Origin of the sequence: Phytoactinopolyspora endophytica (assembly GCF_004138495.1) — a bacterium.
GTDB classification, from domain to species: domain Bacteria; phylum Actinomycetota; class Actinomycetes; order Jiangellales; family Jiangellaceae; genus Phytoactinopolyspora; species Phytoactinopolyspora endophytica.
Window position 1 is genome coordinate 118,672 of sequence record NZ_ML142865.1, and the last position, 11,377, is coordinate 130,048.

The 11,377-nt window shown below is 67.6% G+C and carries 14 protein-coding genes; 8 read left to right on the top strand and 6 right to left on the bottom strand.

The genetic code is table 11. The features are described from left to right. Positions 1-557 (top strand): amidohydrolase family protein (locus ELR45_RS41540; RefSeq protein WP_240760167.1); only part of this gene is annotated, 557 nt, incomplete at its 5' end. Between the two features lie 19 nt (positions 558-576). Continuing rightward, entirely contained in the window at positions 577-2,121 is a 1,545-nt protein-coding gene (locus ELR45_RS26625) for an acyl-CoA synthetase (RefSeq protein ID WP_129669021.1), read from the top strand. 72 nt (positions 2,122-2,193) lie between these two features. On the opposite strand, the gene ELR45_RS26630 is transcribed toward ELR45_RS26625, so the two are convergent. Then, the gene (locus ELR45_RS26630) at positions 2,194-3,561 is read right to left on the bottom strand and encodes an ATP-binding protein (RefSeq protein ID WP_129669022.1); all 1,368 of its coding nucleotides are present in this window, start codon (positions 3,559-3,561) and stop codon (positions 2,194-2,196) included. Between the two features lie 294 nt (positions 3,562-3,855). Between ELR45_RS26630 and ELR45_RS26635 the strand changes: the two genes are divergently transcribed. From ELR45_RS26635 to ELR45_RS26650, 5 genes are read left to right on the top strand one after another with little or no spacing between them, the layout of a single operon-like run. Continuing rightward, a complete protein-coding gene (locus tag ELR45_RS26635) occupies positions 3,856-4,908 on the top strand; it encodes a nicotianamine synthase family protein (protein ID WP_129669023.1) in 1,053 nt (350 codons plus the stop codon). A 1-nt stretch (position 4,909) separates the two neighbouring features. Then, a complete protein-coding gene (locus ELR45_RS26640) occupies positions 4,910-6,229 on the top strand; it encodes an ATP-grasp domain-containing protein (RefSeq protein WP_165368116.1) in 1,320 nt (439 codons plus the stop codon). A gap of 50 nt (positions 6,230-6,279) precedes the next feature. Next, the gene (locus tag ELR45_RS41545; RefSeq protein WP_165368117.1) at positions 6,280-6,843 is read left to right on the top strand and encodes a hypothetical protein; all 564 of its coding nucleotides are present in this window, start codon (positions 6,280-6,282) and stop codon (positions 6,841-6,843) included. After that, entirely contained in the window at positions 6,788-6,976 is a 189-nt protein-coding gene (locus ELR45_RS42980; protein WP_165368118.1) for a hypothetical protein, read from the top strand. The genes ELR45_RS41545 and ELR45_RS42980 overlap by 56 nt, the downstream gene beginning before the upstream one ends. Positions 6,977-7,010: 34 nt before the next feature. Next, positions 7,011-7,700, top strand: coding sequence for a hypothetical protein (locus ELR45_RS26650; protein ID WP_129669026.1), 690 nt, complete (start codon positions 7,011-7,013; stop codon positions 7,698-7,700). Between the two features lie 25 nt (positions 7,701-7,725). Here the strand turns inward: ELR45_RS26650 and ELR45_RS26655 are convergent, their stop codons facing one another. After that, positions 7,726-8,610 (bottom strand): SRPBCC family protein, encoded by an 885-nt coding sequence (locus ELR45_RS26655; RefSeq protein ID WP_129669027.1) that lies wholly within the window; start codon positions 8,608-8,610, stop codon positions 7,726-7,728. Continuing rightward, positions 8,607-8,945 (bottom strand): ArsR/SmtB family transcription factor, encoded by a 339-nt coding sequence (locus ELR45_RS26660; RefSeq protein WP_129669028.1) that lies wholly within the window; start codon positions 8,943-8,945, stop codon positions 8,607-8,609. Before ELR45_RS26660 ends, ELR45_RS26655 begins: the two co-directional genes overlap by 4 nt. A 74-nt stretch (positions 8,946-9,019) precedes the next feature. Between ELR45_RS26660 and ELR45_RS26665 the strand changes: the two genes are divergently transcribed. Next, on the top strand, positions 9,020-9,910 hold the full coding sequence (locus tag ELR45_RS26665) for an aminoglycoside phosphotransferase family protein (protein WP_129669090.1): 891 nt from the start codon (positions 9,020-9,022) through the stop codon (positions 9,908-9,910). Between the two features lie 46 nt (positions 9,911-9,956). On the opposite strand, the gene ELR45_RS26670 is transcribed toward ELR45_RS26665, so the two are convergent. The 3 genes from ELR45_RS26670 to ELR45_RS42985 all read right to left on the bottom strand — a co-directional run. Further along, positions 9,957-10,733, bottom strand: coding sequence for a triose-phosphate isomerase (locus ELR45_RS26670; RefSeq protein WP_129669029.1), 777 nt, complete (start codon positions 10,731-10,733; stop codon positions 9,957-9,959). After that, positions 10,730-11,200, bottom strand: coding sequence for a ribose-5-phosphate isomerase (locus ELR45_RS26675; protein ID WP_129669030.1), 471 nt, complete (start codon positions 11,198-11,200; stop codon positions 10,730-10,732). The genes ELR45_RS26670 and ELR45_RS26675 overlap by 4 nt, the downstream gene beginning before the upstream one ends. A 22-nt stretch (positions 11,201-11,222) precedes the next feature. Next, positions 11,223-11,377: DAK2 domain-containing protein (locus ELR45_RS42985; RefSeq protein ID WP_165368119.1), on the bottom strand; the 155-nt coding region annotated here is incomplete at its 5' end.

Below are 11,377 nucleotides of genomic sequence, written 5' to 3' on the forward strand. Positions count from 1 at the left end.
AGGCGGCGGCCCGCCAAGCACGCGTGCTGGTACGCGAACATGGCGTCCGTGGCTTCAAGTTCCACCCGTCGTTGCAGGCGTTCTATCCGAATGACCGGATGGCGTACCCGCTCTACGAGGTGCTCGAGGAGTTCGGTCTGCCCGCTCTGTTCCACACCGGCCAGACCGGCATCGGCTCCGGGGTGCCCGGCGGGGCCGGTATCCGGCTGAAATACTCCAACCCGTTGTACGTCGACGATGTGGCAGCGGACTTCCCGGGGTTGCCCATCATCCTCGCGCACCCGTCGTTCCCGTGGCAGGACGAGGCACTCTCGATCGCCACCCATAAGCCGCAGGTCTACATCGACCTCTCCGGCTGGTCGCCCAAGTACTTCCCGCCGCAGCTGGTCCGCTATGCGAACTCGCTGCTGAAGGAGAAGGTGCTGTTCGGGTCGGACTACCCGGCGATCACGCCGGACCGGTGGCTCGCCGACTTCGAGAAGCTCGAGATCAAGCCGGAGGTGCGGCCGTTGATCCTCAAGGAGAACGCGGCCCGCCTGCTCAAACTCGGCACCTGACCCGTCCAAGGAGGCGGCGATGCGTAACCAGGGAGTGGGATCGTGGCCGGCTCGGCGGGCCCGGATGACACCGCACCGGACCGCTCTCGTGCACGAGTCGACGACGATCACCTACGGCGAGCTGCATCACCGGGTGACACGGCTGGCGCACGCGCTTCGAGGCCTCGGCGTGCGGCGTGGGGACCGGGTCGCCTATCTCGGGCTGAACCATCCTGCCTTGGCCGAGACACTCTTCGCGGCAGGTGCGGCCGGCGCTGTCTTCGTCCCGCTGAACACGCGGCTGGCACCCCCGGAGCTGGCTTTCATCCTCAACGACTCCGGCGCCGACGTGCTGATCTGGGACACCGCGCTCGCGGAGACGGTGGCGGGGTTCCGCGACGACGTCGAGATCAGGCACTACGTCGAGGTCGGGACCGGCCACATCGCGACGGACGTCGCCGGGAAAGCGAGCATGTCCCAGCCGTACGAGGAGATGCTCGCGGGTGCCGCGGCGGAGCCGATCGACGAGAACGTCGAACTCGACGAGGTGTGCATGATCCAGTACACCTCCGGCACCAGCGGGCGCCCGAAGGGCGTGATGCTGACACATGCCAACATCACCTGGAACTGCTACAACATCCTGCTCGACGTCGACGTGACACAGGACGAGATCAGCCTGGTCAGCGCCCCGATGTTCCACACTGCCGCCCTGAACCAGCTGTTCCTCCCGACGGTCCTCAAAGGCGGCACGGCGGTTCTCATGTCGCGGTTCGACCCGGACCAGGCGTTCGACCTGATCGCCGACCAGCGGGTGACATGGATGTTCGGGGTTACGGCGATGTTCCTCGCCATGGCCCAGTCGCCGCGCTGGGCGGACGCGGACCTGTCGTCTGTGCGCAACCTGATGTGCGGTGGCGCACCGGTGCCGGAGTCGTTGATCCGCACGTACCAGGATCGGGGCCTGATCTTCCTGCAGGGCTACGGGCTGACCGAGACGTCGCCCGGTGCGCTGTTCCTGCGGGCCGCGGAGAGCACGGTGAAGGTCGGTTCGGCGGGCACTCCGTGCTTCTTCACCGACGTCCGGGTGGTCCGGCCCGATCTCACCGACGTCGGAACCGGCGAGGTCGGTGAGATCCTCGTCCAGGGTCCCAACGTCATGGCAGGCTACTGGCAGCTGCCGGAGGCGACGAGCGCCGCGGTCACCGAGGACGGCTGGTTACGCACGGGCGACGCCGCAACGGTGGACGACCACGGGTACATGTACGTCGTCGACCGGGTCAAGGACATGTTCATCTCCGGCGGGGAGAACGTCTATCCGGCCGAGGTCGAACAGGTCATCTACCAGCATCCTGCGGCGGCGGAGTGCGCCGTGATCGGCGTCGCCGACGAGCGCTGGGGAGAGGTCGGCCGGGCCGTCATCGTGGTTCGGGACGGTTACACCACGACGGAAGCCGAGATCCTGGACTTCCTGGCGGGCAAGTTAGGGAAGTACAAGGTGCCCAAGTCGGTCGTCTTTGTCGATGCCCTTCCCCGGAACGCGGCCGGGAAGCTACTCAAGACCCGTTTGCGCGAGACACATCGCTGATATCGCGTCCGCGCTCGTGGCGCAGATCGTTTCCGACGACGCCGACGTCGAGAAGGCCGAGGAGTACGTTGCCTACCTTGTGAAGATGTCGGCGGCCGTCACGATAAGGGCGTTCGATGGCGCGTCCGTTACCTTTTCGCGGGCGCAGATGCTGAATCGGAGGACTGAGATATCCGTCGTCAGTCGGCTTGCTTTGGAGGCGAGCTGGGCGGCGATCCGTTCGCCGTTGACCTTCCTGCCCCATTTCGCCTCGCCGACAAGTACGGGCCGGCGGGCTCGCCCGGCCAGCACGACGGCGTCGATCTCGTCCTGATGCCCGGACTGCCACCATGAGCCGACGGCGACGGTTTCCGGATGGATCTCGGAGGCGCGCAGACGGAGATGGTCGCGATACGCGTCCTCCCAGCATGCGCCCATGTGATCGTCGACGCCGGCTTGGATGGCGGCAAGCACGGTTTCACCCAGGCCTCGATTGATCTCGTCTCGGTACCGCCCCAGGACGCCGAGATAAAAGGCGATCATGTTGTCCGTGATGCGGTAGATGCGTCTGCGTGAGCTGCCTGTTTCGGTGACCGGCTGAATCCGCTCGACCAGACGTAGCTCTTGCAGGTCTCGGAGTACCCTGCTGGGGTCTGTGCCGACAGCGTCGGCGATCTCGTTGTGCTTCGTCCGGCCTTCCGCGATGGCCCGGAGTACGTCGGCCACCTGGTCTCCATGGCGGCTCTCGGTAGCAAGGACAAGATCCCCTTCGAGTACCAACGGCGACGTTGGACGCGTCGCCAGGTCGGCCAGATTCTCGTCGACCGACTTCGCCTGGTCCCACCAGGAGAGGTAGAGCGGCATGCCGCCGAGTAGCCCGTATACCAGCGCCCGGTCGGCTGGCTTGAGATGTGGCAGCATCTCGGCAGCCTCGTGTGGGCGGAATGGGTGGACATGTAGCGACAGGTCGAAGCGTCCGTACAGTGGGGCGCGCTCCTCCTGAATGGCTCGCATCGTTCTCACCGCTGAGCCGCACAGCAAGATGCGAAGCTTGGTTCGACCAGAAGACAGATCCAGGAACGCCCGCAGGACGCCAGGCAGTTCCGGGGACTTCGTCATCATCTCGGGGAACTCGTCGAGTACGAGAAGCAAGGGCTCGTCCCTGGCGGCCTGCGCGAGATGTTCGAATGCCTCTTCCCAGCTGCGGTAGGGACTGGCGGCGAGATCGCGCAGACTGTCCGGCAATGCGTTGGCAACCTTCCGTGACAGTTGGGCTAGTTCTCCCGACTCCGTCCGCCCTGACCCGAGGTGGAACACCGTTCTACGGTCAGCGGAGAATCGCTGAAGGAGGGCGGTTTTGCCGACTCGCCGCCGTCCCCATACCAGGGCGGGCCGCGGATCGGGCTTGGCCCACCAGCTCTCCAGGTCGGCCAGCTCAGTGCGCCGATTGACGAAACCCATAGCAGGATATTAACTGACAAGACTGTCAGCGACAGCTCTGTCACCGATAGAAGTGTCGGTTACGTCATCGTTGGTTCTTGGCGCACGTCCTGGAGAGGCGCGTGGATCGCGAGAAAGATCAAGAAGATGTGCCGAAAGGGCAGCGATGCAGTGCTGGGTTGTGGCACGATGATCCGCGATGAACATGAATCTCATAACCAATGATGCGCCACTTTGTCTGATACGTTCCCGTATGTCCTGCACCGACGAAGGCTCGGCTCGTGACGGGCGCCCGCTGGAGAGTGGGGCAGTTCAGTGACCGTGCTGGACACCACGACGCGACTGGATATGGATGTCACCGGCGCGCTGTGCGCCCTCTATCGGGAGCTGGACAGCTGCTCGGACCTCCGGCCGGAGCCGCATGTCAACAGCCTGTTCGCCCGGCTGGTCCACCTTGTCCTCACCACGCCGGAGCCTGCCGCTCCACAGGTGCTCGACGACCCCGTCGTCTGCGCGTTGGCGCCCCGTCTCCGGGAGCTGTGCGCTCGCGGGGAGACCGAGCTGGAACGGACATGGGCGGAGCGCATCCGGGCCAGCTCGGATCCGGGCGACGAGCTGGCACTCTTTCCGTACCTGGACAACTACCGCTGCCTGGTGCGGATGGAGATCGCCGCACTGGCCCAGGCATGGGCGACGCCGGACCCTGTCGACGCATCGGCGGGAGAGACGCCGGGGCTCGGCGACCTGCCGGCACCGGATCGGACGGCGACCGTACGCTCAGTGGCGTTCATCGGATCGGGGCCGATGCCGTTGAGCTCGCTCCTCCTCGCCGAGGATCTGGGTGTCCCGGTCGACAGCTTCGATCGGGACGGCGACGCCGTCGCCGCCTCCCGCGACCTCGCTCGGGCGTTGGGCCGGAACGATCTGCGTGTCCACCACAAAGATGCGGCCGAGGTGGAGTTGCGCGGCTATGACGTCGTGGTCCTCGCGGCCCTGGTCGGTGAGACGGCCGAACAGAAGGCCGTTCTGCTGCGCCACCTGGCGGCGTCGATGGACCCGGGTGCATTGCTGCTGCTCCGGAGCGCGCGCGGGATGCGGACGCTGCTCTACCCCGAGATCGGAGCGGGCCGGTTCGACGGGTTCGACGTACTGGCGGTCGTGCATCCCGACGACGAGGTCATCAACTCGGCGATCGTCCTCCGCAAGCGGGGCGATCGCGCCGCGGTCACGCATGGCGGCGCCGATTCGCAGGACGCGTCCACCGGCGACGTTCCGCTCCCCGCGCAGCGTTCCCGCAAGCCCACGCCGACGCCCGGCTCGGCCGCTCCGTCGTCCGATGCCCGCCGCCGCGCGGTTCCGGAGGTGTGACATGGCGACCCTACTCATGGTGGAGAGCTGGCTGCACTCGACCGGTCTATGCCTGCCGCCGATCATCCGGCGGCTCGGTCACGAATATGTGCTGTTGACCAAGGATCGCAAGCTGTACACGTCCACCGGCGACGGTCGGCCGCACCCCGTGGTGGCTGAAGCGAGCGAGATCGTCGTCGTGGATACGAACGATCTGGATGCGGTCCTCGACATCGCCACGACCCTGGCCTCCCGCCGGAACATCGATGGGGTGCTGACTACCTGCGACTACTACCTGGAGACCGTCGCTGCGGTGGCCGCCTCGTTGGGACTGCCCGGCGCCCGGCCTGAGGTGATGCGGCGGGCGAACCAGAAGCACCTGGTCCGCGCCGCGCTCGATGCGGCCGGGGTGCCTAACCCCGCGTTCGCTGTGGTGGACGAGTGGCAACAGACTCGTGAGGCGGCGGCCCGGATCGGGACACCGCTGATCGCCAAGCCTGTGGACCTCAACGCGGGCACAGCCGTCGAGCTCATCGATGACGACGCCGCACTGAAGGATGCGTTCTGGGCCGTCGCCGGCTTCGAGCACAACACCCGCGGCCAGCCTCTGCAGCGGCTGTTGCTCCTCGAAGAGCAGCTCCAGGGGCAGGAGGTCAGCGTGGAGTCCGTGACCTTCGCCGGCACGACGACGGTGGTCGGGACCACGGACAAGAGCATCACGGCACCGCCCGCCTGCGTGGAGTCCGGTCACATGTTCCCGGCCCGGCTCGGCGTCGAGGTCATCCGTGAGGTCGAGGCGTTCGTCCGGGACGTGCTGGCGGCGATCGGCTACACACACGGGCTGAGCCATACCGAGGTGATGATCACGCGGGATGGGCCGCGCCTGGTGGAGATGAACCCACGACAGGGCGGCGGGTACATCTTCGACCTGGTGCATCTGGTCACCGGTACTCATCCGCTGGAGATGCTCGTCGAACTGGCACTCGGGCGGATGCCCCGGATCGGCGACACCCCCGCCGCCGCGCGTACGCCGGAAGCCGGGGACACGGGTGCCGTCAGCGCGGCCGTGTTCTTTGTGATGTCTCCGCGGGACGGCGTCGTCGAACGCGTCTCGGGAGTGGAGCTTCTCGAGGCGGATCCGTACGTACATCGCTGGGCGATGCCCATGCCCGCGGCGGTGCGTCGGCCGCGGGACAACGACGCGTACCTCGGCCACGTGCTCGTGGTCGATCCTGACGGTGCCGGCTCGCGAGCGCATGCGGAGAAGGTCGTCGGAAATCTACGGCTCCACTTCGACGACGGCGACGTGCGGGCACCCCTCGGCGTGCCCAGCGGCCTGTAGCGGCGTGACCTGCGAGTCCAGGGCTGTCGGCGTGTGGCAGTCTGGGGACCATGGGATCGAGCCCTGAAGAAGAGGACACCGCCGGTGTGCCGGCAAAGGCGGGGCGGGCCATCGTGCAGGGGCTCTGGATGTTGATCCCGGTGCTCAGTCTCAGCTTTCTCGCGTTCGTGCCGGCCGCCCAGACCTACTGGCGCGCCCGTACCGTGGGTTGGCTTCTGACCGCCGCCTCGCTCGCGCTCATCTCCGCGACCACAATCGTGCTGACGGCGGCGGACTTCGATGGGAGTGTTCTCGGAACCCCGGCGATCCTGGGTGCCGCCGGCGGCGTGGCCGCGGCGGCGGCCGGCCGGAAGATCGTGTTCGATCGGCGGAAGCCGCAGGTCGACCCGGCGGTGAAACGAGTCTTGGAGGATCGGGAACGGCGGCGACAGGCTCGCAGGATCGTGGAGCGTGATCCGGCGATGGCGCTGGAGCTGGGCATCGGCCTGGCCGATCAGCGCACACCCCTATTCGGACGGTGGCCTGATCGACCTGAACAATGCCACGGCTGCGGGCATCGTGCGTATTCTGGCGTGGCCGCCGGAGGTCGCCGAGACGTTCGTCGCCGAGCGTGAAGCTCGTCATGGCTACGCGTCGCTGACCGAGATCGGGGCGCTCTCGGGCGTCGACCCCAAGCTGCTGGAGGAAGCAGCGGACCGGGCCGTCCTGCTGCCCTTCCGCAGGGGGTATGGAACCGCCGCGCCGTAGTCCCGGCGGAGTCGGCGTGTGGCAATCTTGAGCCATGGCACCGAGCCCTGAGGAGAACGACGACGGCGTGCTCGCCAAGGCTGGGCGGGCCATCGGCCAGGGGCTCTGGATGTTGATTCCGGTGCTCAGCTTCGGCACGCTCGCGTTCGTGCCCGCCGCGCAGGCCTACTGGCGTGCTCGCACCACCGGTTGGCTTCTGACCGCCGCTGTGCTGGCGCTGATGTCGGTCGCCGTAGTGGTGATGTTCATCGTCGATGCCGACGGGTCTGTGGCAGGGATTCCCTGGATTCTCGACATGATCGGCGGCGTGTCCGCGGCGGCGGCCGGCCGGAAGATCGTGTTCGATCGGCCCAAGCCGCAGATCGATCCGGCCGTGAAGCAAGTCTTGCACGACCGGATGCGGCGGCAGCAGGCCCGGGGGATCGTGGAGCGTGATCCGGCGATGGCGCTTGAACTGGGCATCGGTCGGCCGGACACGCGCCGGGAGTATGCGGATGGCGGACTGATGGACCTCAACAACGTGACGGCCGCGGGGATCGTCCATTTCCTGGGATGGAGGCCGGACGTGGCCGACACGTTCGTCGCCGAGCGCGACGCTCGTCATGGCTACACGTCACTGACCGAGATCGGGGCATTGTCCGGGGTGGATCCGAAGCTGCTGGAGACCCATTCCGACCGGATCGTGCTCCTGCCGTTCCAGGGAGGAAAGGGCACCGTACGGTAGGCCGTCTCTGCCGTGCGGTCCAGCGCTACTGGTCGGCGCGCAGCAGCTCCGCGAGTCTCCGGATCGGCCGACGCCACGCCTCCAGCGCATCCGCTTGCCGATCCTTGGTCTCCACGCCGCCGGACTGGGTGAGGATGAGCCGTGCGCCGTGCCCGGTGCCGTCCTCGTCGCGGATCTCCCAGCGCACTCTGCCGGCGGGGTGGCGGCCGTCGGCCAACCATTCGTACTCCAGGATTGTTGGAGCATCGGCTGCGGTCACCGTCCCCGGCGACACGGAATCGACGGTGAACGCCTGCGGAGGTGGGTCGCCCACAGGCGGCATGCCTTCTGTCAGCGCGGCCCATGCAGTCTCTGCCGGAGCCGTCAGCTGGCGCTCGAAACGGACCCGCCAACCGTCGCCCGTGTCCTCGGAGACGCCGGTGTCCAACTCGAACGCGTCGACGTAAGAGTCGTGCAGCTCCGCCGAGGGCTGCTCGTCGGGGATGGGCTTGTCGTCGAGCAACAGCTTCATCGCATCGATACATGTCTTCCACCCGGAAGCGAAGCTGGCAGCACCCGCATGGTCGTCGAAGGTGTGAGTGAAGACGAGCCGGCAGCCGCCCTCGTCCGGCCGCAGTTCCCAGCGCAACACCTCACCGTGCCAGTTGAACTCGAAGAGCCGGGGAGGATCGACTTCGGTGATGTGCAGGTCATCGACGGAAGGGCCGGGCGCGTTCGGGTCTGATCCGAGGTCCAGCCGGAGGGCCCCGCCCGCGCGCAGGTCGATCTCCACCACGGTCATCGGGAACCATTGGCTGAGCTCGGCGGGCTCGGTGAGTGCTCGCCAGACTTTCAGGGGCGGGTGGGAGAGCCGTCGTTCCATCTGCAGCATGGTGCGGCCGTCGGCAGTGGTGCTCAGGGACTCGTTCATGATGGATCTCTCTCGTGGTCCGAGTTCTCGGGCTCGTCGGGCATGGTGTCCAAGTGCCGCTCCAGCGCGTCGAGACGGGACGCCCACATCCACCGGTACGGCGTCAGCCACTCATCGACCTGCCTCAATGGTTCAGGATCAAGCTCGTACCAGCGGCGCTGTGCGTCGTGCCGGACGCGAACCAGCCCTGCCTCGCGCAGGATGCGCAGGTGCTTCGACGTGCCGGGCTGGCTCAGCCCGAGCGCCTCGGTCAGCTCGCCAACCAGGTGCGGGCGTTCCCGCAGCAGGTCGAGGATGTGCCGCCGGGTCGGCTCTGCCAACACATCGAAAGGCATGGGATTGAACATACCTGATTGGTTATATAGCCGCAAGGGGATGTACGGCTTTGGCAGGATAGTCCCTCGTGGACATGCCTGCCGCTGAGGTCGCCGTCGATGCTGAACTTGTGGAGCGTCTGGTCTCCGCGCAGCATCCGGACCTGCTGGGGCCGTTGGTTCTCGTCGCCAATGGCTGGGACAACGTGATCTACCGGATGGGCGATGATCTGTGTGTGCGGTTGCCGCGCCGTCAGGTGGCGGTCGAGCTGACTCTCAACGAGCAGCGGTGGCTCCCGGCCCTGGCCGAACGGCTCAGTGTCGCCATCCCGGCCCCCGTGCGCGTCGGCGTCCCAGGCCACGGGTATCCCTGGCCCTGGACGATCGGCCCTTGGTTCGACGGGCTGTCCGCTGCCGACGTGCCGCTCGACGCACGGAGCGCGGCGGCGGCCGACCTGGCGACGTTCATGGCCGAGCTCCACGTGTCCGCGCCCGACGATGCGCCGCGCAACCCTGTCCGCGGGGTCCCGCTCGAGACCCGCACGGCCGCGGTACGCGAACGCCTGGACACGGGCATGATCCCAGAGGCAGATGCCCTGTGGGCGGTCTGGAGTGAGCTTGTCGAGACCGAACCGTGGCCCGGCCCGCCGGTCTGGGTACACGGCGATCCGCATCCGGCGAACGTGCTGCTGCGCCAGGAGCCGGATAGCGGGGATATGCGGCTCGCCGCCGTCCTCGACTTCGGCGATCTGACCAGCGGCGATCCGGCGACCGACCTCGCGGCCGCGTGGATGGTCTTCGACGGTCAGGCGCGCGCCGCCTTTCGCTCCGCACTCGACGAACTCGCGGGCATGGACGCGCAGACGTGGGCGCGTGCTCGTGGCTGGGCGCTGAACATGGGCACTGCCATTGCGGCGCACTCTGACGACAACCCCCGGATGGCGCAGATCGGCCGGCATGTGCTCGAACAGGTGGTGAATGCCTGAACGGGCCGTCGCGAACGTTCGTGGGCGACTCGTCGCCCATGGCGGCTTAGAGCGTAGGTGGCGCCGCCGCTGGTACCGCACGGTGCTGGGATGCCAGATCGAGGATGCGGATGAAGTTCTCCACGTCCCACGCCGCCCTGCCGATGAAGAGGCCATCGTTTCCCGGCACGTCGAGCAGATCACGGGCATTGTCTCCCGTGACGGATCCGCCGTAGAGAAGTCCTGCGAGCCGGCCCTTGTACTCACGCCGGAGGGCATTGAACACCGGCGCCACCTCGTCCGGCCGGGCCGGTCGTCCCGACGTCCCGATCGCCCACACCGGCTCGTAGGCGACGAGCACGTCGACGACGTCGCCGAGCCCATCGAGGGCTGCGTCCACCTGCGCGCAGACGAACTCGACGGATCCGCCGGCGCGGAACACGTCGTCTCCTTCGCCGACGCACACCAGCGGCCGGACGCCGTGCCGGAGCGCGGCCTCGATCTTGCAGTTGACGCTGCCGTCGGTCTCGCCGAAATGAGTGCGGCGCTCGGAGTGCCCGATCTCGACGATCCGTGCACCCGCATCCGCTATCTGGGGTACCGAGACCTCGCCGGTCCAGGCGCCGGCGTCTTCCCAGTGGGCGTTCTGCGCTCCGACGACGATCGGCGATCCCGGGCCGAGCGCGTCGACGACGGTCGCCAGGGCCGTGGCCGGGGGAAGTACGAACGGCGTCAGCCCGGGCCATCGCTCCGGAGCCACCGTGGCCAGCCGGGCGCAGTAGTCACGAGCCTCGGCCAGCGTCTTGGTCATCTTCCAGCTGGTGCCGACCCATGTCCCGGTCATGACTCGACAGGTTGCGAACCGTCGTAGGAGCAGATCGCCGCGACCTTGCCGGCCGAACGCGACTCGGGATCGAACTGGTAGCCCAGCCACTCCCGAGTGAGCCGGCGGGCGAGCTCGAGTCCGATGACCCGCTGTCCGAACGTGAGGACCTGAGCATTGTTCGAGCGCACCGCCCGCTCCACGGAGTAGGAGTCGTGCGCGGTGACCGCCCGGATCCCGGGGACCTTGTTGGCGGCGATCGCCACGCCCAGGCCAGTCCCGCAGACCAGGAGTGCGCGGTCGGCGTCGCCATCGGCGACCCTGCGGGCGGCCGCCACGGCGATGTGCGGGTAATCGGTGTTCCCGTCGGCGGTGACCCCGACGTCGATGACCTCGCTGACGCGGTCGTCGTCGGCGAGGTCCCGCTTGAGGGCCTCTTTGTAGTCGAATCCGGCGTCGTCGGAACCGACGACGATGCGGTGACCCATGCTGTGCTCCTGTTCGCGAGTATCAGAGAGAGTCGGCGACGGCGGCGACGACCAGGGAGAACGAGACGGCGCCGGGATCGGCGGTGCCGCGGCTGTTCGCACCGTGGGTGCGGGCGCGGCCCTTGACGGCGATCAACTCCGCTGTGCCCTCCGCGTCTCGCCGCGCGGCCTCGGCGG